Annotated in this window: 23 protein-coding genes and 1 tRNA gene; 16 read left to right on the forward strand and 8 right to left on the reverse strand. The window is 65.9% G+C overall.

Annotated features, from left to right (window positions below; genetic code table 11):
• Positions 1-4: 4 nt before the first annotated feature.
• On the forward strand, positions 5-382 hold the full coding sequence (locus tag ACGHX3_RS11910) for a hypothetical protein (RefSeq protein ID WP_394695083.1): 378 nt from the start codon (positions 5-7) through the stop codon (positions 380-382).
• A complete protein-coding gene (locus tag ACGHX3_RS11915; RefSeq protein ID WP_394695084.1) occupies positions 379-828 on the forward strand; it encodes a PaaI family thioesterase in 450 nt (149 codons plus the stop codon). The genes ACGHX3_RS11910 and ACGHX3_RS11915 overlap by 4 nt, the downstream gene beginning before the upstream one ends.
• 804 nt (positions 829-1,632) lie before the next feature.
• On the opposite strand, the gene ACGHX3_RS11920 is transcribed toward ACGHX3_RS11915, so the two are convergent.
• Complete coding sequence (locus ACGHX3_RS11920) at positions 1,633-2,430, reverse strand: amidohydrolase (protein WP_394695085.1); 798 nt, start codon at positions 2,428-2,430, stop codon at positions 1,633-1,635.
• Between the two features lie 149 nt (positions 2,431-2,579).
• Positions 2,580-3,731, reverse strand: coding sequence for a pyridoxal phosphate-dependent aminotransferase (locus ACGHX3_RS11925; RefSeq protein WP_394695086.1), 1,152 nt, complete (start codon positions 3,729-3,731; stop codon positions 2,580-2,582).
• 70 nt (positions 3,732-3,801) lie between these two features.
• On the opposite strand from ACGHX3_RS11925, the gene ACGHX3_RS11930 reads away from it, so the two are divergent.
• The 13 genes from ACGHX3_RS11930 (at position 3,802) to ACGHX3_RS11990 (ending at position 14,488) form a co-directional block, all read left to right on the forward strand.
• Positions 3,802-4,311: a DUF3293 domain-containing protein gene (locus ACGHX3_RS11930; RefSeq protein WP_213602656.1), complete on the forward strand. Its 510-nt coding sequence runs from the start codon at positions 3,802-3,804 to the stop codon at positions 4,309-4,311.
• Positions 4,312-4,427: 116 nt separating this feature from the next.
• The gene (gene ccmA, locus ACGHX3_RS11935) at positions 4,428-5,078 is read left to right on the forward strand and encodes a heme ABC exporter ATP-binding protein CcmA (protein WP_394695087.1); all 651 of its coding nucleotides are present in this window, start codon (positions 4,428-4,430) and stop codon (positions 5,076-5,078) included.
• A gap of 244 nt (positions 5,079-5,322) precedes the next feature.
• Entirely contained in the window at positions 5,323-6,009 is a 687-nt protein-coding gene (gene ccmB / locus ACGHX3_RS11940) for a heme exporter protein CcmB (protein WP_394695088.1), read from the forward strand.
• Between the two features lie 13 nt (positions 6,010-6,022).
• Entirely contained in the window at positions 6,023-6,781 is a 759-nt protein-coding gene (locus ACGHX3_RS11945; protein ID WP_394695089.1) for a heme ABC transporter permease, read from the forward strand.
• Positions 6,778-6,945, forward strand: a complete 168-nt coding sequence (gene ccmD / locus ACGHX3_RS11950) for a heme exporter protein CcmD (protein ID WP_162336423.1) — start codon at positions 6,778-6,780, stop codon at positions 6,943-6,945. The genes ACGHX3_RS11945 and ccmD overlap by 4 nt, the downstream gene beginning before the upstream one ends.
• Positions 6,946-6,948: 3 nt before the next feature.
• Positions 6,949-7,410: a cytochrome c maturation protein CcmE gene (gene ccmE, locus ACGHX3_RS11955; protein WP_394695090.1), complete on the forward strand. Its 462-nt coding sequence runs from the start codon at positions 6,949-6,951 to the stop codon at positions 7,408-7,410.
• Positions 7,411-8,018: 608 nt separating this feature from the next.
• Positions 8,019-9,959 carry a heme lyase CcmF/NrfE family subunit gene (locus ACGHX3_RS11960; RefSeq protein ID WP_394695091.1) on the forward strand — a complete coding sequence of 647 codons (1,941 nt, stop codon included), beginning with the start codon at positions 8,019-8,021 and terminating at the stop codon, positions 9,957-9,959.
• A 92-nt stretch (positions 9,960-10,051) separates the two neighbouring features.
• A complete protein-coding gene (locus ACGHX3_RS11965; protein WP_394697283.1) occupies positions 10,052-10,552 on the forward strand; it encodes a DsbE family thiol:disulfide interchange protein in 501 nt (166 codons plus the stop codon).
• Positions 10,553-10,650: 98 nt separating this feature from the next.
• On the forward strand, positions 10,651-11,076 hold the full coding sequence (locus ACGHX3_RS11970; RefSeq protein ID WP_394695092.1) for a cytochrome c-type biogenesis protein: 426 nt from the start codon (positions 10,651-10,653) through the stop codon (positions 11,074-11,076).
• Positions 11,076-12,092 (forward strand): tetratricopeptide repeat protein, encoded by a 1,017-nt coding sequence (locus ACGHX3_RS11975; RefSeq protein ID WP_313928350.1) that lies wholly within the window; start codon positions 11,076-11,078, stop codon positions 12,090-12,092. The genes ACGHX3_RS11970 and ACGHX3_RS11975 overlap by 1 nt, the downstream gene beginning before the upstream one ends.
• 295 nt (positions 12,093-12,387) lie before the next feature.
• On the forward strand, positions 12,388-13,500 hold the full coding sequence (locus tag ACGHX3_RS11980; RefSeq protein WP_394695093.1) for a homoserine O-acetyltransferase: 1,113 nt from the start codon (positions 12,388-12,390) through the stop codon (positions 13,498-13,500).
• A gap of 259 nt (positions 13,501-13,759) precedes the next feature.
• A complete protein-coding gene (locus tag ACGHX3_RS11985; RefSeq protein WP_213604900.1) occupies positions 13,760-14,347 on the forward strand; it encodes a cysteine dioxygenase family protein in 588 nt (195 codons plus the stop codon).
• Between the two features lie 55 nt (positions 14,348-14,402).
• A tRNA-Leu gene (locus tag ACGHX3_RS11990) sits at positions 14,403-14,488 on the forward strand.
• 95 nt (positions 14,489-14,583) lie between these two features.
• Here ACGHX3_RS11990 and ACGHX3_RS11995 read toward each other — a convergent pair.
• Positions 14,584-14,931 (reverse strand): hypothetical protein, encoded by a 348-nt coding sequence (locus ACGHX3_RS11995; protein ID WP_394695094.1) that lies wholly within the window; start codon positions 14,929-14,931, stop codon positions 14,584-14,586.
• Between the two features lie 136 nt (positions 14,932-15,067).
• On the opposite strand from ACGHX3_RS11995, the gene ACGHX3_RS12000 reads away from it, so the two are divergent.
• Positions 15,068-16,363: a hypothetical protein gene (locus tag ACGHX3_RS12000; protein WP_394695095.1), complete on the forward strand. Its 1,296-nt coding sequence runs from the start codon at positions 15,068-15,070 to the stop codon at positions 16,361-16,363.
• A 2-nt stretch (positions 16,364-16,365) separates the two neighbouring features.
• On the opposite strand, the gene ACGHX3_RS12005 is transcribed toward ACGHX3_RS12000, so the two are convergent.
• Genes ACGHX3_RS12005 through ACGHX3_RS12025 form a run of 5 tightly spaced genes read right to left on the reverse strand, consistent with a single transcriptional unit; the run spans position 16,366 to position 19,542 of the window.
• Entirely contained in the window at positions 16,366-17,052 is a 687-nt protein-coding gene (locus ACGHX3_RS12005) for a hypothetical protein (protein ID WP_394695096.1), read from the reverse strand.
• A gap of 11 nt (positions 17,053-17,063) precedes the next feature.
• On the reverse strand, positions 17,064-17,780 hold the full coding sequence (locus tag ACGHX3_RS12010) for a phage terminase large subunit (protein WP_394695097.1): 717 nt from the start codon (positions 17,778-17,780) through the stop codon (positions 17,064-17,066).
• Positions 17,781-17,790: 10 nt separating this feature from the next.
• Positions 17,791-18,462, reverse strand: a complete 672-nt coding sequence (locus ACGHX3_RS12015; RefSeq protein WP_394695098.1) for a hypothetical protein — start codon at positions 18,460-18,462, stop codon at positions 17,791-17,793.
• Positions 18,452-18,793 carry a hypothetical protein gene (locus tag ACGHX3_RS12020; RefSeq protein WP_394695099.1) on the reverse strand — a complete coding sequence of 114 codons (342 nt, stop codon included), beginning with the start codon at positions 18,791-18,793 and terminating at the stop codon, positions 18,452-18,454. Before ACGHX3_RS12020 ends, ACGHX3_RS12015 begins: the two co-directional genes overlap by 11 nt.
• Positions 18,793-19,542 (reverse strand): hypothetical protein, encoded by a 750-nt coding sequence (locus ACGHX3_RS12025; protein ID WP_394695100.1) that lies wholly within the window; start codon positions 19,540-19,542, stop codon positions 18,793-18,795. The genes ACGHX3_RS12020 and ACGHX3_RS12025 overlap by 1 nt, the downstream gene beginning before the upstream one ends.
• Positions 19,543-20,168 lie beyond the last annotated feature (626 nt).

Raw genomic sequence — 20,168 nt, forward strand, 5'->3', positions numbered from 1 at the left:
GGTGATGCGACGCCTCCTGCTCGTCTGTGCGCTGTGCTGCGCCTCGCTGGCGCATGCGCAGTCGCCTGCGGACTATGCGAGCGCCAAGCAGCGCGCGGATACGGACGAAGCCTCGTTGCCCGCCGCCCAAGCCAGCGCCATGCGCGATGCGCAGGGCGTAGCACTGGAAGCCGCCATCGCCGGTTGCGCCACGCCGACAGCGGACACCTCGCCGTTCGTGGTCGTGGCGGAACTGGATACGACCGGCAAGGTGGTGCGCACCTGGCGCGAAGGCGGCACCCCGCTGGCGATCTGCGTGCAGAAGCAGATCGCCAGCAGCGCACTGTCCCCGCCACCGCGTGCGCCGTTCTTCACCTCGTTCGAACTGAGCTTCACCCGATGAGCGACGTCACAACCGACATCAACGCCCTGCTGCTTGCCCGGCTCCCGGCCGGCGCCCCACTGCAGATCCCGCCACCCTGCCTGCTCGACATGCAGGGCGAGCCGCTCGAGTACGTGGAAGGCCAGTCGCTGGCGATGCGTTTCCCGGTACTGGCTCGCTACCAGAATCCGATCGGGTACATGCAGGGCGGTTTCATCGTGGCGGCGCTGGACAACACGCTGGGGCCGTTCTCGTACCTGATCGCACCGCCGAGCGTCACGACATCGCTCAACACGCAGTACCTGCGCCCGGTGACGCCAGACCTGACGCACATCACCTGTCATGCGAAATTGGTAGAGCGCACGCGCAACCAGCTGTTCCTCGCCGGCGAAGTACGTGACGACGCGGGGCGCGTGCTGGTGATGTGCCAGGCGGTGTGCCAGATCCTGCCGCAGAAGGCAGGCTAAGCCCCTCTCCCACCGGGAGAGGGGTTGGGGTGAGGGGCAACGAAGTCGTTGTTTTGGGGCTTGACGTGGTGGCGGCAAGATCCGCGATGGCTTTTTTCATGGCCTTGCAGGATCGATCTTGGTTGTCTGGAACATGGTGCCGCTCGCCGCGGAGGCATTCCTTTCTTTGCTCGTGCAAAGAAAGGAACCAAAGAAACACGCCCGAGGCGGCACGCCCTGCGCTTCGCTCCGGGTCCGCAAGTGGGCCGGGAATTTCCGTAAGGCACATCCATGTGCCATACGGAAACGCCGTCATCCATGACGGCGCCCTTCGGGTTTTGCCCGGCCCACTCGCCATGCCTCATGGGGACCCGGAAAGCGTGAGCAACAGCGAAAGCGGCTCTTGGGGCCCCTGAGGTCCGGCAGTCACGGCGGGTAAAACCCGCAGGGCGGCGCACAGGACGTGCGCCGTTTTCGTACGGGGCAGAGCCTGCCCCGTACTCGATACGGGGATGCCCCGCACGAAAATTCCTGCCGGGACTGCGCACCCGCCGCGTGCGGCGGGCGGACCGCCGGGGTGTGCTTTCTTTGCCTACTTTCTTTGCACAAGCAAAGAAAGTAGGGCCTCCGCGGCGAGCGGCGCCATGTCTACGGAGTGAAAAATTATCCCGCGAGGCCATGAAAACAATGCCGTCGCGGACGTGGTGACAGCCAATGGCGACCTGGAGAACAGGACTCCGTTGCCCCTCACCCCAACCCCTCTCCCGACGGGAGAGGGACTCAACTCCACCTCGACGGACTTAACTTCGAGGAGAGGCGCTCGACTTAGCGCAACTCGAACCGGTCCGCATCCAGCATCGCCGGGAACCGCTCCCGATGCGCCGCCAGCGCCTCCTCCGAGATCACCGTGGTCACCACGCCCTCGCCCGCCGGCAACTCCACCATCGGCTGCCCCAGCATGTCGATGACCGCACTGTCACCGCTGTACTCGTGTCCGTTGCCATCCGTGCCCGCACGATTCACCGCCGCCACGTAGCACAGATTCTCGATCGCCCGCGCCCGCAGCAGCGTCTTCCACGGATACGCCCGTGCCGCCGGCCAGTTCGCCACGAACAGCTGCAGATCGAAATCCAGCTGACCGGCACGCTCCACGTCGTAGCGGTTGCGTGCGAACACGGGGAAGCGCAGGTCGTAGCAGACCAGCGGATTGATCCGCCAGCCCTTCCACTCCACCGTCAGCCGATCGCGCCCGGCGGCGTAGCGCTTGTGTTCGTTGGCGTAGCGGAACAGATGGCGCTTGTCGTAGGTCTGCAGCTCGCCATCGGGCGTTGCGAACAGCAGGCGGTTGAACACGCCCTCCGCCGTGCGCAACTGCACGCTGCCGGTGACGGCGGCATCGAGCTTCGCCGCCTGCTCGCGGATCCACGCCACGGTGGCGCCCTCCATGCCTTCGGCCTGGTCGATCGCCTCGTTGCTGAAGCCGCTGGTGAAGGTCTCCGGCAGGATCACCAGATCGCTCTGCCCCGCCAACGGCGCGATCAGACCGCCGTAGTAGTCGCGGTTGCCCGCCGGGTCGTGCCAGCGCGTCTCGCCCTGGACGAGGGAAATGCGGAGGTCCTGCATGGGTTCTGTCTCCAGACCGCCATCGGCATGACGACGATCGCAATGTTTTCCACGTCATCCCAGCGCAAGCTGGGATCCATTGGCTTTGCCGCTTTCCAGTGAACAGCGAAGCAGAAGCCCATGGGTCCCAGCCTTCGCTGGGACGACGATCAGAGTGCTTTCAACCGCGCGATCGCCGCATCCAGCGTCGCCTCGTTCTTCGCGAAGCACAACCTTGCCAGGCGTTGCCCGGCCGGCGGCGTCTCGTAGAACGGCGACAGCGGAATGGCCGTGACGCCATGCTCGATGGTCAGCCACTTCACGAACTCGGCATCCGGCAAATCGCTGACCGCCGAATAATCCACCAGTTGGAAGTAACCGCCCGGCACCGGCAGCGGCTTGAATTTCGTGCCCAGCAGCTGCTCGCGGAAACGGTCGCGCTTTTCCTGGTAGAACTCGCCCAGTTGCTCGTAGTGCTCCGGTTCCTGCCGGATCATCGCAGCGAAGGCGTGTTGCGCCGGGGCGAACGTGCAGAACACGTTGTACTGGTGCACCTTGCGGAACTCCGCGCTCAACGCCGGCGGCGCGATCGCATAGCCGATCTTCCAGCCGGTGCAGTGGTAGGTCTTGCCGAAACTGGACACCACGAAGGCGCGCGCCGCCAGCTCGGGATAACGCAGGATGGATTCGTGGCGACGGCCGTCGAACACGATGTGTTCGTACACCTCGTCCGAGATCAGGTAGATGCCGGTGCCTTCCAGCAGCGCGGACAGCGCGCGGATGTCGGCGGCGTCGAACATCGCGCCGGACGGGTTGTGCGGGCTGTTGACGATCAGCAGGCGCGTGTTCGGCGTGATGGCCGCGCGCACGCGGTCCCAGTCCACCGCGAAGGTCTGCGGATCCAGCGGCACGTGTACGGCGCGTGCGCCGGCCAGGTCGATCGCAGGCTCGTAGCTGTCGTAGGCCGGGTCCAGCACGATGACCTCTTCGCCCGGACGCACCACCGCATGGATGGCGTTGAACAGCGCCTCGGTCGCGCCGCTGGTCACGGTGATCTCGGTGTCCGGGTCCACCTGGCGGCCATAGCAACGCAGCACCTTCTCGGCGATGGCCTGGCGCAGCGGCGCCACGCCGGTCATCGGCGCGTACTGGTTGTGGCCGGCGCGCATGGCGGCGTCCAGTTCGTCCATCAACCGCGACGGCACCGCGAAATCGGGGAAACCCTGCCCCAGGTTGACCGCGCCGTGCTCGGCGGCCAGCTGCGACATCACGGTGAAGATGGTCGTGCCCACCTTGGGCAGCTTCGTCTGGGGCTGGAACATCCCGGTTCAGGTACTCGATGAGGGGGAAGGCGGAGTGTACGCGCTCGCCATTACGCGCGATGATGCCGCCATGGCCGAACACAGCGTTCCCGCCGACGGCACCGGAACCGGGGATGTCCCCGAAGAGGAACGCGCGCGGCTGGCCACCGCCTGGGCCGCCGCGCACTACTTCGTCAGCGTAGGCCGGCAGGAGTGGCTGTTCCGCACCGGCATGACCGCCGAGGACGTCGAGCGGCAGGTCATCGCCAGCCGCTATCTGTTCATCACGGCGTGGAATCCGCCGCCGGGCGACACGCCGCGGCATCTCAACGACGAGGCCCAGGAGCGCCTGCACGCGCGCCTGCACACACTGGGGCTGGCGTTCCATCCCGCGCTGGGCTGCAACAACCAGGGCGGCATGGTCGAACACGGCTGCCTGGTGCTGGACGCCACCCCGGAGCAGGCCGACGCGCTGGCCCGCGAATTCGGCCAGGGCGGCACGCTGTTCTGGTCCGCCGATACGCCGGTGCGGCTGCGGATGATGTGGCCGCGCCCGCCGCAGGCCGACGGCGATCCGTATACCGACTGGGTGGGCCAGTAACCACGGATTACCCGCCGCGACCGTATGTCGCAGGCGGCCGGGCCGGCACCTCCGTTTAGAATGGGCGGCTGAACCGCCAGGACACCCCAGCCTCCCGCCCGGGAACGCCCGATCCGATGACCGACGCCGCTTCCCGCCACCCGCCGTTGCTGGCCGCCCGCGCCCTGGCGTTCTCGCGCAACGACGAGCCGGTGTTCGGGCCGCTGGATTTCGCCGTGGATGCGGGCGAAGCGCTGCTGGTGCAGGGCGGCAACGGCGTCGGCAAGACCACCCTGCTGCGCGTGCTGGCCGGCCTGCTGCGTGCCGATGCCGGGCAGATCGACATCGACGGCCAGCCCGCCGGGCCGTCGCGCCGGGCGCATGCGATGGCCTACCTGGGTCATCTGCCGGCGCTGAAGGCGGACCTGAACACGCTCGAGAACCTCAACTTCCTCTGCGGCCTGCATGGCCGCCGCGCGCGCCAGATGCCGGGCAATGCGCTGGCGATGGTCGGCCTGGCCGGCTATGAGGACGCCCTCGCCCGCCAGCTCTCCGCCGGGCAGAAGAAGCGCCTGTCGCTGGCGCGCCTGTGGCTGTCGCCCTCACCGTTGTGGCTGCTCGACGAGCCCTACGCCAACCTCGACCTGGACGGCATCACCCTGGTGAACCGGATGATCTCCGCGCACCTGCGCGACGGCGGCGCCGCACTGGTCACGACCCACGGCGCCTACGCCGCACCGCCGGTGCAGACGCGGATGCTGGTGCTGGAACGGGGAGGCACGGCATGAGTCCGGGGGCGGTGTTCCCGACTCCCCTGCATACCGCCCCCTCCCCTGTTCACCGGGGAGGGTTGGGGTGGAGGCAGACCGGCGCACGTCGATGCGCCGGCGCGTTCCCGCATCAAGTGTCGGGTATCCAGGGACGACGCATGTGGAATTCCCGTGCCATGGCCGTGGCACATGACTACGTTTCGCCCCCATCCCAACCTTCCCCCGCATGCGGGGGAAGGGGCTGCTTTATGGGGACTGACGCTTGAGCGCCGCGCCGTCCCTGTTCCAGACCGCGCGCGCGCTCGTCGTGCGCGACGTGCAGCTGCTGTGGCGTCGCCGTGGCGATGCGCTGCAGCCGGCGTTGTTCGCGCTGCTGGTGGTCGTGCTGTTCGCGCTCGGCCTGGGCACCGCGCCGCTGGTGCTGTCGAAGGTCGCGCCTGCGGTGGTGTGGGTGGCGGTGCTGCTGGCCGGCCTGCTGTCGCTGGACACGCTGTTCCGTGGCGATGCCGAGGACGGTTCGCTCGAACAGTGGATCCTCGCACCGGTGCCGCTGGCCTGGCTGGTGCTGGTGCGCGTGCTGACGCACTGGGCCACCACCGCGCTGCCACTGGTGCTCGCCGCACCGCTGCTCGGCGAGATGCTGCACCTGCCGCGCAGCGAATTGCCGATGCTGCTGGCCACGCTCGCGCTCGGCACGCCGCTGTTGAGCCTGCTCGGTGCGGTGGTCGCCGCGCTGACGGTCGGCATGAGGCGCTCTGGTATCCTTGTGGCCCTGCTGGCGTTGCCGCTGTACGTGCCCGTGCTGGTGTTCGGCGCGGGTGCCGTCGCCGCCAGCGCACAAGGGCTGGATGCCTCCGGCGCCCTCCTCTGGCTGGCCGCCGGCCTGTTGCTCTCGCTGCTGCTGGCGCCGCTGGCCGCCGCCGCGGCGATCCGCATCGCCCTGACCTGAAGACCGCCGCCGCATGAATCCTCTCGTCCGCTGGTTCCACCAACTCGGTTCGCCTCCGTACTTCGACCGTTTCGCGGCGCGCTGGACGCCGTGGTGCTACCTGGCGGCGATCGTGCTGCTCGGGCTTGGCCTGTGGCAGGCGCTGTTCGTCGTGCCGGCCGACTACCAGCAGGGCGACAGCTTCCGCATCCTCTACATCCACGTGCCCAGCGCGTGGATGAGCATGTTCGTGTTCGGCCTGATGGCGTTCTACGCGGCCATCGCACTGGTCTGGCGCATCAAGCTGTGCGAGATCCTGGCGATGGCCTGCGCGCCGACCGGTGCCGCGTTCACCGTCATCACCCTGGCCACCGGCAGCATCTGGGGCAAGCCGATGTGGGGCACCTGGTGGGACTGGGATCCGCGCCTGACGACCGAACTGATCCTGCTGTTCCTCTACCTGGGCGTGATGGGCCTGTACGGCGCCATCGACGACCGCCGCAATGCCGCGCGTGCGGCCGGCCTGCTGGCCATCGTCGGCGTGGCGATCCTGCCGGTGATCCGCTACTCGGTGGTGTGGTGGAACTCGCTGCACCAGGGCCAGACGATCCGCGTGTTCGGCGAGTCCAGCATGGACGACAGCATGATCCTGCCGCTGGTGCTGATGCTGATCGCGACGAAGTTCTGGTTCGCCGGCTCGCTGCTGGCGCGCGCGCGCGCGGACAACCTGCGCCGCGAGGCCGGCAAGGACTGGGTGGCGAAACTCGCCGCCACGAAGGAGGCCGCGCCGTGAGCTACCTCGAATACGTCATCGGCGCGTACGCCGTGTTCGCCATCGTGCTGGGCTGGGACTTCCTGGCCCCGCGCCTGCAGGTGCGCCGCGAACTGCGCGCCGTCCGCCAACGCGTGGCGCGCGATGCGCGCCGCAGCGCCGCCCCCGCCGACCTGGAACGCTGACCGATGAATCCCGTGCGCCGTCGCCGCCTGCTGTTCGTGCTGCTTGCCGTCGTGGTGGCCGGCATCGCCACCACGCTGATCGCGATGGCGCTGCAGCGCAACGTGGCCTACCTGTACACCCCGGCCGAAGTGCTGCGTGGCGAAGCCGGCGAATCCCGCTTCCGCCTCGGCGGCATGGTCGAGAAGAACTCGTTCAAGCGCGAACCCGGCTCGCTGGTCTCGCACTTCGGCGTCACCGATGGCGATGCGCAGCTGACGGTGCGCTACGACAAGATCCTCCCCGACCTGTTCCGCGAGGGACAGGCCGTGGTCGCCACCGGCTCCATGCAGGACGGCGTGTTCGTCGCCACCGACGTGTTGGCGAAACACGACGAGGCCTACATGCCGAAGGAAGTCGCCGACAAGATGGGCAAGGCGCACCAGAAGCACGATGTGCAGGCCGCGCCGGCGGGGTCGCCGAATTGATGCTCGCACCTGCCTGCAACTCCCTTCTCCCCGCGCGCGGGGAGAAGGTGCCCGAAGGGCGGATGAGGGGCGCTTTTGTCGTTGCTCTCGTTGCGCAACGGGAAGTCCTTCGCCTGTTGAGTCTGCCGGGCTCTTCGACGCGCCCCCGTCTCCGCTCGCCCCTCACCCGCCTTCGGCACCCTCTCCCCGCTGCGCAGGGAGAGGGAATGGAATACGCACACCGCTTCGACCCGCACGCTCCGCGCCATTTCCCCGCCGATGCCATCTGTTCCCTTCTCCCCGCCAGCGGGGAGAAGGTGGCCGGAGGCCGGATGAGGGGCGCCTTTGCCGTTGCTCTCCGTGCGCCCCGCGAACTACCGCGCGCGTTGCTTCTTCCCGGATTGCGGACGCCGCCCCGTCTCCGCTCGCCCCTCACCCGCCTTCGGCACCCTCTCCCCGCTGCGCAGGGAGAGGGAATGCGCACGTGGCCTCTCCTTGCGAGATCAAGCCAAAGCACCACTTCTACTGCTCTTGCTGGAAGCTCCCTTCTCCCCGCCTGCGGGGAGAAGGTGGCCGGAGGCCGGATGAGGGGCGCTTTTGCGTCCGTTCGCACCGCAACTGGATGACTGATGCTCCCTGAACTCGGACAAATCGCGCTGATCCTGGCGCTGCTGGTCGCCATCCTGCAGTCGGTGCTGCCGCTGGCCGGCGCGCAGCGCAACAAGGCCAGTTGGATGAACGTGGCACGCCCGGCCGCCTATGCGCAGCTGTGGCTGGTGATGCTGGCCTTCATCGCATTGACGGTGGCATTCGTGCAGCAGGACTTCTCGGTGAAGTACGTCGCCGACAATTCCAACTCGCTGCTGCCGATGGTCTACCGCTACACCGCCGTGTGGGGTTCGCACGAAGGCTCGCTGCTGCTGTGGGCGCTGGTGCTGGCGCTGTGGACCGCCGCGGTCGCGCTGTTCTCGCGCCGCCTGCCCGAGGTGGTGATGGCGCGGGTGCTCGGCGTGATGGGCGTGGTGGCCATCGGCTTCCTCGCCTTCCTGATCTTCACCTCCAATCCGTTCGTCCGCCTGCTGCCCTCGCCCGGCGAAGGCCGCGACCTCAACCCGCTGCTGCAGGACCCGGGGATGATCATCCATCCGCCGCTGCTGTACGTGGGCTACGTGGGTTTCGTGGTGCCGTTCGCGTTCGCCATCGCCGCGCTGCTCGACGGCCACGTCGATGCGCGCTGGCTGCGCTGGACGCGGCCGTGGACGAACGTGGCCTGGGGCTTCCTGACGCTGGGCATCGCGCTGGGCAGCTGGTGGGCGTACTACGAGCTGGGCTGGGGCGGCTGGTGGTTCTGGGACCCGGTCGAGAACGCGAGCTTCATGCCGTGGCTGGTCGGCGCGGCGCTGATCCACTCGCAGGCGGTCACCGAGAAGCGCGGCGCGTTCCGTGGCTGGACGCTGCTGCTGGCCATCGCCGCGTTCTCGCTGTCGCTGCTGGGCACGTTCCTGGTGCGCTCGGGCGTGATCACCAGCGTGCACGCCTTCGCCGCCGATCCCACCCGCGGCGTGTTCATCCTGATCTTCCTCGGCGTGGTGATCGGCAGCTCGCTGCTGCTGTACGCGCTGCGCGCGCCGCAACTGGCCGACGGCGAATCGGAGAAGTCGTACTTCGCCGCCAGTTCGCGCGAGACGCTGCTGCTGGCCAACAACCTGCTGCTGACCGCGGCCTGCGCGATGGTGCTGCTGGGCACGCTGTATCCGCTGATCGCCGACGCGCTGGACCTGGGCAAGATCTCGGTCGGCCCGCCCTACTTCAGCCTGCTCTTCATCGTGCTGATGGCACCGCTGGTGGCGCTGGTGCCGTTCGGGCCGATCACCAAGTGGCAGCGCGACAACCTGTCGAAACCCTTCGCGATGCTGCTGCCGTGGGCCGGGCTGGCGCTGGTGCTGGCCGTCATCGCCTACTTCATGGCGCCGCAGGGCAAGCTTAAGGTCGCCGCCGGTATCCTCGGCGCGGCCTGGGTCGGCCTGGGCACGTTGCGCTTCCTCTGGCAGCGCCTGCGCGCCAATGGCCGTTTCACCCCGGAGATGCTCGGCATGACGCTGGCGCATACCGGCATTGCGGTGTTCCTGGTCGGCGCACTGCTGGTCGAAGGCCTCAACGTGCAGCGCGAACTGGCGGTGAAGCCGGGCCAGACCGTCGAGGTCGGCCGCTGGGGTTTCCATTTCCAGGGCGTCGATGAAACGCAGGGGCCCAACTACCTGTCCGACCGTGGCCACGTGCAGGTGCTGCGCGATGGCAAGCCGGTGATCCTGCTGCACCCGGAGAAGCGCGCCTACGCCAGCGGTGGCCAGGTGATGACCGAAGCCGGCATCAAGCCGGGGCTGCTGGGCGACGTGTTCGTCGCCATCGGCGAGCCCCTCGGCGACGGGGCCTGGGCGCTGCGCGTGCACCTCAAACCCTTCATCCGCTGGATCTGGCTCGGCGCCGCGCTGATGGCGCTGGGCGGCTTTGTCACCGCCGTCGACCGCCGGTTCCGCAACCACAAGAATGCCGAGGCGCGTCCCGCATGAACAACGCTTCCGAACTCCCGCCGTCGCCGCCACGCTCGCGTGGCGCGCTGACGTTCGCGCTGGTCATCATCGGCCTGTTCTTCGTCGGCCTGATGGGCCTGCTGTACTACGGCGTATCGCAATCCGACCGTGCCGGCCGCGACGCGCTGCCGTCGCCGCTGATCGGCAAGCCCGCGCCTGCGTTCGAGCTGCCGCTGCTGCACGACCCGGCCAGACGCGTCACCAACGCCGACCTCGCCGGCCAGCCCTATGTGATGAACGTGTGGGGCAGCTGGTGCCCGGAATGCCGCGTCGAGCATCCGATCCTCACGAAGTTCGCGCTGACCAAGCGCGTGCGCTTCATCGGCTACAACCTCAAGGACGAACGCGAGGACGCGCTGCGCTGGCTGGAGCAGTTCGGCAACCCCTACATGATGGTGGTCGCCGACCTGGAAGGCCGCACCGCGATCGACTGGGGCATCTACGGCGCGCCGGAAACCTTCCTGGTCGACGGCAACGGCATCATCCGCTGGAAGCACGTCGGCGCGATCGACCAGGCCATCATCGACCACCAGCTGATCCCGGCGCTGGAAAAGATCGAAGCCGGTCGATGAGCGCATTCCCGACACCACGGCTCCCCCGTAGAGCCGAGCTTGCTCGGCTGCGCGATGCCGCAACGAAGAGCAGCCGAGCAAGCTCGGCTCTACGGTGCGTGCTCGCATTGCTGCTGGCGCTCTGCACCCTCCCCGCGTTCGCGCAGGCCAGCGATCCCACTCCGCTGCAGTTCATCGATGCCACCGAGGAAGCGCGCTTCCACAGGCTCACCGCCGAGCTGCGCTGCGTGATGTGCCAGAACCAGTCGCTGGCCGATTCCAATGCGCAGATCGCGCATGACCTGCGCCGCGAGGTGCTGGACCTGATGCGCCAGGGCAGGAACGACGCGCAGGTGAAGCAGTTCCTCGTCGACCGCTATGGCGAGTTCGTGCTGTACAAGCCCGAGGTCGCGCCGGGCACCTACATCCTGTGGTTCGGCCCGCTGTTCCTGCTGCTGGCCGGCGGCGTGTGGGTCGGCCTGATCGTGGCGAAGCGCTCGAAGCGACCCGCGCCCGCCACCGACGACACCGACCAGGAGTGGTGATGACCGCTTTCGTGATCCTCGCCATCGTGCTGTCCCTGGCCGTGCTGCTGGCGGTGTTGTGGCCGCTGTGGCGCGATGCGCGCGGCCTGGTGCTGGCCGGCGTGGCGACGCTGGGCATCGCCACGTTCGCGCTGTACCGCGCGGTCGGCACGCCGGCCGCACTGGAGCCGCAGGCGGCCACGCCGATGCCGGCCACGCTGGACGACGCCGTCGCGCAGCTGGAAGCCGAACTGAAGAAGCAGCCGAACGAACCCGAAGGCTGGCGCCTGCTCGGCAAGTCGTACGCCGCGCTGCAGCGCTACGGCGATGCGCAGAAAGCATTCGAGCGCGCGGTGCAGCTGCTGCCCACCGACGCCGACCTGCTGGTCGAAGCCGCGCAGGCACGGCTGTTCAACAACGCCGACCGCAAGCTCGATGCGCAGGCGGTCGCACTGCTCGACAAGGCCATCGCCATCAATCCCGACCATCAGCGTGCGCTGTGGTTCGTCGGCCTGGCGCAGCGCCAGGAGGGCAAGCACGCGGAAGCCGCCAAGACCTGGGAGCCGCTGCTGGCCAAGGTCGATCCCAACACCGCCGCCACCCTCCGCACGCAGATCAATGAAGCCCGCGCCGAGGCCGGCCTGCCGCCGCTGGCGGACGCCGCACCGACGCCTGTCGCCGACACGGCACCTGCGCTGCTGACGGTGACCGTGGACCTGGCACCGGCACTGAAGGACAAGTTGGCCCCGGGCGACACGCTGTTCGTGTTCGCCCGCCAGGTGGGCGGCCCACCGATGCCGGTCGCCGCCAAGCGCCTGCCGGTATCGGCGTTCCCGGTCACCGTCCCGCTCGGCGACGGCGACAGCCCGATGCCGACACTGAAGTTGTCGCAGCTGCCGCAGGTGCAACTGGTCGCCCGCATCGCCAAGGGCAACGGCCCCGCCGCGCAGACCGGCGACCTGGAAGCCACCGCCGTCACCGCTGAGGTGAAGGCTGGCAACACCTACACGCTGATGATCGATCGCGTGGTGCCGTAACGCACTAGCGCACCGCAGCGCTGCTTTTCCTTCTCCCTGCGCAGCGGGGAGAAGGTGGCCGAAGGCCGGATGAGGGGCGCTCTTCGCGCAGAACCCTTCACGCCTCGTCATAGGCGCGCGTTGACAGTCCATCGCAGCGCAAGGACGCCCACTCCGCTCGCCCCTCACCCGCCCGTTGGGCACCCTCTCCCCGCTGCGCAGGGCGAGGGGAAAGCGGAGCGCTTCCGCCCAATATGCAACACCGCGACTCACCCATGAAATGGCGTCGCCCCGTCGCATTGCCTACACTGCCGCGATGACCGAATTCATCCCCCCCGGCACCCGCTTCCATCCCCTGCCCTCGCCGTTCCGCATGAAACGTGGCGGGACATTGCACGGGGCGCGGATGGCGTACGAGACCTGGGGCACGTTGAACGAACGTCGCGACAACGCGGTACTGATCGTCACCGGGCTGTCGCCGGATGCGCATGCGGCACGCAATCCGGGCAACGAGGCCGAAGGCTGGTGGGAGGCGATGCTCGGGCCGGGCAAGCCGATCGACACCGACCGCTGGTTCGTGGTGTGCGTGAACTCGCTGGGCAGCTGCAAGGGTTCGACCGGTCCGGCCTCGATCAATCCCGACACCGGCGCGCTGTACCGCCTCGACTTCCCCGAACTGTCGGCGGAAGACGGCGCAAACGCGGCCTTCGACGTGGTGCGCGGGCTGGGCATCGAGCAGTTGGCCTGCATCATCGGCAATTCGATGGGCGGCATGACGGCGCTGGCCTACCTGCTGCTGCACCCGGGCGCGGCGCGCACGCACATCAACATCTCGGGCAGTGCGCAGGCGCTGCCGTTCTCCATCGCCATCCGCTCGCTGCAGCGCGAGGCGATCCGGCTGGATCCCAACTGGAACGGCGGCCAGTACGACGACGACACGTACCCCGAATCCGGCATGCGCATGGCGCGCAAGCTAGGCGTGATCACCTACCGCTCGGCGCTGGAATGGGATGGCCGTTTCGGTCGCGTGCGGCTGGAGTCGGACCGCCCGGACGAAGAGCCGTTCGGGCTGGAGTTCCAGGTGGAGAGTTACCTGGAAGGCCATGCGCGCCGCTTCGTGCGCCGCTTCGATCCCAACTGCTATCTGTACCTCAGCCGGTCGATGGACTGGTTCGATCTGGCCGAGTACGCGGACGGCGACGTGGAGAAGGGTCTGGCGAAGCTCCGCGTGCAGCGGGCGCTGGCCATCGGCGCCACCACCGACATCCTGTTCCCGCTGCAACAGCAGCAGCAGATCGCGGAAGGGCTGGCGGCCGGCGGGGCGCAGGCGGAGTTCCTGCCGCTGGAATCGCCGCAGGGGCACGACGCCTTCCTGGTGGATTTCGGGCGGTTCGGGCCGGCGGTGGCGGACTTCCTGGGCAGTCTCTGACGCCTGCATTTCCCTTCTCCCCGCGGGGCGGGGAGAAGGTGCCCGGAGAGCCTGCCCCGTACTCGATACGGGGGCGGATGAGGGGCGAGCGCGGTGTCTGTCCCCGCGCCGATGCGCTCCCACTCCGCTCGCCCCTCACCCGCCTTCGGCACCCTCTCCCCGCGCGCGGGGCGAGGGAAAAGCCCCCCATCCCGCACCGCAAAACCCCTCCCCGCCCCAGCCAGCTAAAATGGCCGCACATTCTCAAGCGGGCCATCCCATGACCCTCGATTTCCCCGGCGCCGACAAGCTGGTCGCGTCGCTGGATGCCGCCGTCGCCCTGGGCGACGACCGTGCCGTCACCGATGCGTTGCGCAAGTCGCTGTGCGAACTGATCTGCGACGAGGAGGTCAGCCTGCCGGCCTGTGTGCTGGAGCCGATCTCGGACCACTACGCGCGCCGCGAGCTGTACACCAGTCCTGAGCACGGCTACAGCGTGATCGCGATGACGTGGGGCCCGGGCCAGGGCACCAAGATCCACGATCATTCGGGCATGTGGTGCGTGGAAGGCGTGTGGCGCGGGCGGCTGGAAATCACCCAGTACGAGCTGGCCGAGCACGACGACGTGCGCTACCGCTTCATCCCGGCGGGGACGATCGAGGCCGGCACGGGCTCGGCGGGCAGCCTGATTCCGCCGCACGAGTACCACACCATCCGCAATCCGAGCGACAAGGCCATCGCGGTCAGCCTGCACGTCTACCAGCGCACGATGGTCCGCTGCGGGATCTTCACGCCGGAGGAAGAGGCCGGCGCCGAAGGCTGGCAGCGCCGTGGCGAGCGGCTGTTGGGGACGGACCAGGTCAACTGAGGCCAGCCCCGGGCCTGTCGGTCGGGGGCCGGGCTCGGCTATACTCCGCGTCCGCGCCGAAGTGGCGGAATGGTAGACGCAGCGGACTCAAAATCCGCCGGCCTTAAAACCGTGTGGGTTCGAGTCCCACCTTCGGCACCAAATAAAACAAGGGGTTAGGCTTCGCGGCCTAACCCCTTCGTTTTTCTGCAACACGTTTTGGCCCGTAGTTGGCCCGTAACCTGCGCTATGCGGCGTTACTCATAGTGCCGGTGGTTCACGTTGTCGCCGCACGCATAGCAGCGCCGGTACGCACCGCCCCGCCTGGCGTAGCCCGTGCGCTCGTGCCCCAGCGGCCCGCCACAACGCGGGCAATCGAACCCTTGGCCGCGCTGCCACTGCACCAGCCTGTACGTCGGCGCAGCCACCAGCCACAGCGTCGCCGCCAGCGCCAGCAGCGGCACCCAGCGCCCCAGCACCACGAACCCGGCCAGCAACGGGCTTGCCTGCCACTGCGAAAGCACGGCCACCGACACCAGCGCCACCAGCAGCGCGAATGCGGCGGGGCCGTAGGCCCGAACCGCTACCCAGTTCCATCGATCCATAAAGCCCTCCCCGGCGACATTGCCTAGGCCGATTCTTCCGGCCACTAGTCGCACGAGTTGAGATTGAAGAATGCGAAGCGCGGTTGACATGCGAAAACAGCTCCGCGATTCTCAGAACACTATCTGGAGCGCACCCATGATCGACCCCGAGATTGGTTTTACAGCGGATGTAATTCGAGACCCGGAACGCTTCGTGGGTCGCACGCGACTTATTGAGCAGTGCATTAGTTCAATCAATGCAGCCACAGGCCTCATCTCCGTCTATGGCAAGCGCGGCGTAGGAAAGTCATCTTTGCTCCGCCAGATACAGCAAATGGCGCTCGGTGACTACACCGTTGCCAAGCGAGCAGGACTTGCCCATCTGATTCCCAACAACCCAAGAAGGTACTTGACTGTTTTCTATACCTGCGATTCGATGATTGAGAATGGGCGAGACCTTCTTTCTCGCTTATGCAACGATCAGAACGAAGAAGATAGTTTGCTGCGCCTTGTTCCAGATGATGGAAAAGAAATTATCGAATTCACCCGCTCAAAAGAAACATCAGCAGGGGCAGACCTTAAAGTAGTCAACTGGGGCGCGAAAGGTATCGAGAGCACGAAATACGCAAAAGTAGTACCCAACGATATCGTTCAGACATTCCGCAACTTTGTTGACTCTGTAGTCGCAAACCAAGTTAAGAAGCGAATGAAACGCGATGGAATTCTGATAATTCTTGACGAGTTCGATGTTATTAAAGACAAGAACGGTATCGGATCTCTCATCAAGTCACTTACAACGTCCGAAGTAAAATTCGCTGTATGTGGCGTTGGCAGAGATCTTTCCGATCTCGTTAAAGATCACAACTCAGTGGAGCGACTGATTGAGCAAGGAACTCTTCCAGTTAAGCCGATGGAACCGGGTGAATCCGAAGCAATCATTACGCGTGCAGCAGAACTGTTTAAGGGCGAACTAAAATTCACGCCCGGGGTTGCGCCGCTAATTGCTCATATGGGCCAGGGATTTCCCTACTTCGTACAGTTGCTTGGCAAACAATGCGTGAGCGTTGCAAATGCTCGCGGAGCAAAAGTGATAGACGAGGACATCGTCCTTGAAGTTAAAGAACGCTTGGGTCGCGGCGAAGGTTTTCCGACACTTGAGCAGGCCTATCAGCGGGCCATCGGAAGGTCTTCTGATAGACAACTTCTACTTCACTTACTCGCCGAGCAATCGGGCGAGGAGAGCATGTTCTCCGATGAGATTGGGAGAATCGTGCTGAAAAATTCTCGTCAAGATGCCATGGACCTAGATATCGAGTACGTGGATCAACTAATCCCACGACTTGTTGAAGAGAAGTCAGGCCCTGTACTTGAGCGAGTGTCCGAACGACAGGGCGTCTACGAATTCGTCAATCCGATTCTCCGGCAGTACATTCGGCTGCGCTCACTGAACTAGTATCACCTCGCCCACGCCACCCGCACGGCGTCCACCGGCTCCGGCCGAGACAAGCCGAACACAGCGAGCGCCAGAGCCAGAACAAGGTCGTCGTGCGCCCCTTCGCGGGCGTTGAACGTGGCATTGCCCGCCTCGGTAAAGCGCACGCGAAAATCCTGCAGTTCCCGGGCCAGTACTGCCGCATCGGGCAGACTGGCAGCGATGCGAAGGTCACCCGAGTGCAGTAGGGCTTGCAGCTTCGACACCAGTTCCCCTTTCGGTACCGACCATCCTGCCCGGTTGCCCGAAACCTCGCGCCCGCCGGTAATCACCACGCCCTGCGCCATGCGCAGCAGCCTGCGGCCGGCAAACATGTCAAAGACAGGGCGGCCTACGCCCGTGTAATCGACCAGCACGCGCGGCTGTAGGCGGTTTAGCGGGCTGCGGCCCAGCAGTGCCTCCAGGTGGTCCACCTGCTGGGGGTACGGCATTCCGAGCCGGAGCCTTTCGAGATGCGCCACTTCGTAACGCGGCTGGGGATATGGGTTCAACTCAGCGAACGTCGGGTTCATCGCCGTCGTGACGACTTTCGACGCCACACAGATCGCGGTCGGGTCGTGCGCCTGCCCTACGTCGATGCCGACGGCGTAGCTGCGCCTATGCAGCAGCGTTATAGGACCACCCAGTCGGTGATCCTTCGTTTCAAACATGGAAGTAGTTTCTAGCTCCACAGCGGGGCGACCTCGTGGCTGATAGCGGCTTCGATTAGCTCGCTGGAAAAGAATTGTTCGTCCGTATCGACAAACTCGCAGAGATACTCCTGCCGGAACTGCCAGTCGCCGATCAGCCGCTTTTCGTCGGCCAGCCACCCGGCATCGATGCGCGGGCAGTCGTGCGCGGTTACCTGCGTGCGGTGCCAGCCTTCGCCGAATGCCCACGACTCGTAGAACCATCCGCGCTTGCCATAGGGCGTGGTCAACGCAACGAAGCGGCCGTTTGTGGTCGCCAGCATGGGGCGCACGGCAGCGAACAATGCATCCTCGACACGCGACGCCTCGTCCACAATCACAGTCTTGGCACCGCTATACCCCCGGATGGTGCCCTCGGTACCGGGCAACGCGATGATGCGGCTGCCGTTCGCCAGTTCCATGCGCATGGCGCTTTCCTGCACGATGCGGGGCACGTTCGGCAACGCCCGGTAGACTTCGTTGACCTTGCGGAACAACTCAGCGCTCTGCCGTTGGGCTGGCGCGATAAGCAGCACAAGGCCGGGGTCATAGATGGCTTGATTCACCGCGAGCGATGCGCAAGTAGTGGACTTCCCGGACTGGCGCGAGCAAAGCAGCAGCATCCGCCGTGCATCGCTGTTCAGTACGTCCCGCTGCCACGGGTCCGCAGGCATACCAGCGTCAGCCATGATGCTGGCGGGGTCGAGCATTCGTGAGAGGTCACGAGCCAGTGCCGACACGAGTCGCCTCCCCTTCGATGACCTGGCGTTTGGCGCGACTGCGCCGCGTTACCTCGCGCGCCTTTGCCAGAGTCGGCTCCGCCGCTTCGCGTTCTTCCTCGCTTTCGACGTTCGGCAACTCGGCCGACTGGAAGTGTTGCAGCGCCGCCACTACATCGGCCCGCGCATCCGGGTGACCACGCAACGCCTGCATGATCGAAGTACGCAGCGCATGGAACTCCGGCATCACCAGCAGGTTGTTAGTGACGTTAACCGTTCCGGTTTTCAGGTCGCCTAGCAGCTTCGCCGTAGTCTCTAGGTTCTTTACGATGCGCTCGCCGATAGCGGCGGCGGCCTTGTAGTCGTCCTGCTGTTCGGCAACGTCCATTAGGCTGTACATGCGAGCGCGCACCGCCACGAGATGCTGTAGCACGCCCTCCGACTCGGTAACGCGCAGGTTTTCCAGCTCCACGGGGGTCATGCGACCACGCGTCATTAGCTGCGCGTGCAGTTCGGGCCGCATGTGGTTCTTCGCGTGCCGCCAAACCGCGTCGTGATGCACACCATACCGCTTGGCGAGCACCCGCGCCGGAACCTTGTTGGCGACACCTAGCTCTATGCTGGCGCGGTCGGCGTGATCGCACACCGTGCAACGGATTCCCTTAAGTCCCATGGCCTTCCACCTTCGCCTTAAGAACCTTGTATTCCTCCACTGCCACCGCGACTCCGCACTCCAACTTGTGAAGAAGTTCCAGCTCTTCGCGCATAGTGGTCGTAACAAACCCGCGATGGTCCGGGGTCAGCCCACGCCTCGCATATTCCTGCCTTCGGCGGTCGACTCTGGCATCTACTTTGTCGCGAAGGACCCCCACGTCACGCTCATGCATCCGAAGCTGATAACTGAACCCATTCAGGCGTTCGCGTGTCGGTTCGTGACGCGCATTTTCCAGCGCCTGCTGCACCCGTGGCGGAAGCAAATGCCTCACCTCGTCGTAGCGGCTCATCAGGATTCACCTGCGAGCGAGCGCAGGGCCTCCACGGACTCAAAATCGACCATCTCGTTGATCGATTCTTCAAAACCGGCGCGGCACCGGGCCAGCAGTTCGCGCTCTCGCTTGTACTGAGCCGGCATGGCAATCAATTCCGGCTTGCGCAGGGCGATGATCGTTTCCTTGATTCCCATTTTCTGACCCTCGGCGACACCACTCATCCAAGCGGGTGCGCTCGCCACGGCATACATCAGCGCGTGGTAGTCGTCGCTGCCCGTTCGGGAAAGCAGATCGTCCCGCTCACTTTCCGAAAGTCCACGCAAGTAATTGCGAATCTCGGGAGCCAGAGCACGGAGTTCGGCAGTCGGCGGCTGCAGGAGCGCTTGGATTTCCGCGTCCATTTCGCGGATGCGCCGGTCGAACATTTCGATGGTCTCGTCGATCACCGCGAGCTGATTGTCCGCAGCCTTTCGGGCAAGTTCCCCGGCGGCTATTTCAAGCCGTGCTGCGTTCTCCGTTGGATTGCGTCGCAGCTTGATAACGTCTTGCTGAATTTTTGACGCAGAATTTTTCGAGCCGCGCCGCACCTCCCGTCCGGCGTTCAGTGCCGGGTCCTCCGGGCTTGGCCCGTGGTCCTTCATTCGCTCCTCTAGCAGAGCCTCGGAGAGCACGGTGCGCTGCGGCTCCGGTGCGATGGGTCGGGCGTTGGCGCGACGCACAGCGCGGTCGGCTGCGGCCTGTACGGCGGGGTCGATGTTCGGCATGGAATAGCCCTCCGGGCTGGGGTAGGTACCCCGATGCTCGGGCCGCCGCGTGGTACGAAGCCATCGGCTTTGGCGTACCAGCCGCGAAAACGCGCCGCGCCTTGCGTTACGGGCCAACTACGGGCCAAAACAATCACAACAACGCCGAAACTCCGGCGGTACCGGAGTACGCAGGGGTTAACACGTAAGGCGCGTAATCAACGCGGCTCCGTTCTCCGGGGTCGGGTGACGCGTTCTCGTCCGGAGGATGTGTGACCGCTGGCCGCATGGCAGGACGACAACACCGCCAAACATTGCACCACGCATATATTGGCGGCCTTAAACATAAAAGACATATCAAACCCCTTGTTTTATAGGGTTTGTTTAAGACCGCCATGTACTTGGCGGGGTTGGCGGTCTTAGTGCAATGCAGAGCACGGAGCGCCCGCGTAACCGGGACGAATACGTTTAAGGCCGCCAAATTTTGTACGTGGCGGTGTTACCGAACGCGCAGCCCACCGGCCGAAACAGGCGGGAAGTCGCCGTTTTGCGCCGCCCTGCCCCTAGGCCAGCCCAGTAGACGGATCAAAAACGCCCGCTTTCGGAGCTGTACGGCCCGCCCAGCCCCAACCAGCCACCACCCTAGC

The organism is Pseudoxanthomonas japonensis (assembly GCF_043632995.1).
Taxonomy (GTDB): Bacteria; Pseudomonadota; Gammaproteobacteria; order Xanthomonadales; family Xanthomonadaceae; genus Pseudoxanthomonas_A; species Pseudoxanthomonas_A japonensis.

What these genes read in the sequence shown, in the direction of transcription:
- ACGHX3_RS11910 (WP_394695083.1), top strand. Translation starts at nt 5, where the DNA reads ATGCGACGCCTCCTGCTCGTCTGTGCGCTGTGCTGCGCCTCGCTGGCG.
- ACGHX3_RS11915 (WP_394695084.1), top strand. Translation starts at nt 379, where the DNA reads ATGAGCGACGTCACAACCGACATCAACGCCCTGCTGCTTGCCCGGCTC.
- ACGHX3_RS11920 (WP_394695085.1), bottom strand. Translation starts at nt 2,430, where the DNA reads ATGCAGGACCTCCGCATTTCCCTCGTCCAGGGCGAGACGCGCTGGCAC.
- ACGHX3_RS11925 (WP_394695086.1), bottom strand. Translation starts at nt 3,731, where the DNA reads ATGTTCCAGCCCCAGACGAAGCTGCCCAAGGTGGGCACGACCATCTTC.
- ACGHX3_RS11930 (WP_213602656.1), top strand. Translation starts at nt 3,802, where the DNA reads ATGGCCGAACACAGCGTTCCCGCCGACGGCACCGGAACCGGGGATGTC.
- ccmA (WP_394695087.1), top strand. Translation starts at nt 4,428, where the DNA reads ATGACCGACGCCGCTTCCCGCCACCCGCCGTTGCTGGCCGCCCGCGCC.
- ACGHX3_RS11945 (WP_394695089.1), top strand. Translation starts at nt 6,023, where the DNA reads ATGAATCCTCTCGTCCGCTGGTTCCACCAACTCGGTTCGCCTCCGTAC.
- ccmE (WP_394695090.1), top strand. Translation starts at nt 6,949, where the DNA reads ATGAATCCCGTGCGCCGTCGCCGCCTGCTGTTCGTGCTGCTTGCCGTC.
- ACGHX3_RS11960 (WP_394695091.1), top strand. Translation starts at nt 8,019, where the DNA reads ATGCTCCCTGAACTCGGACAAATCGCGCTGATCCTGGCGCTGCTGGTC.
- ACGHX3_RS11965 (WP_394697283.1), top strand. Translation starts at nt 10,052, where the DNA reads ATGGGCCTGCTGTACTACGGCGTATCGCAATCCGACCGTGCCGGCCGC.
- ACGHX3_RS11975 (WP_313928350.1), top strand. Translation starts at nt 11,076, where the DNA reads ATGACCGCTTTCGTGATCCTCGCCATCGTGCTGTCCCTGGCCGTGCTG.
- ACGHX3_RS11980 (WP_394695093.1), top strand. Translation starts at nt 12,388, where the DNA reads ATGACCGAATTCATCCCCCCCGGCACCCGCTTCCATCCCCTGCCCTCG.
- ACGHX3_RS11985 (WP_213604900.1), top strand. Translation starts at nt 13,760, where the DNA reads ATGACCCTCGATTTCCCCGGCGCCGACAAGCTGGTCGCGTCGCTGGAT.
- ACGHX3_RS11995 (WP_394695094.1), bottom strand. Translation starts at nt 14,931, where the DNA reads ATGGATCGATGGAACTGGGTAGCGGTTCGGGCCTACGGCCCCGCCGCA.
- ACGHX3_RS12000 (WP_394695095.1), top strand. Translation starts at nt 15,068, where the DNA reads ATGATCGACCCCGAGATTGGTTTTACAGCGGATGTAATTCGAGACCCG.
- ACGHX3_RS12005 (WP_394695096.1), bottom strand. Translation starts at nt 17,052, where the DNA reads ATGTTTGAAACGAAGGATCACCGACTGGGTGGTCCTATAACGCTGCTG.
- ACGHX3_RS12010 (WP_394695097.1), bottom strand. Translation starts at nt 17,780, where the DNA reads ATGCTCGACCCCGCCAGCATCATGGCTGACGCTGGTATGCCTGCGGAC.
- ACGHX3_RS12015 (WP_394695098.1), bottom strand. Translation starts at nt 18,462, where the DNA reads ATGGGACTTAAGGGAATCCGTTGCACGGTGTGCGATCACGCCGACCGC.
- ACGHX3_RS12020 (WP_394695099.1), bottom strand. Translation starts at nt 18,793, where the DNA reads ATGAGCCGCTACGACGAGGTGAGGCATTTGCTTCCGCCACGGGTGCAG.
- ACGHX3_RS12025 (WP_394695100.1), bottom strand. Translation starts at nt 19,542, where the DNA reads ATGCCGAACATCGACCCCGCCGTACAGGCCGCAGCCGACCGCGCTGTG.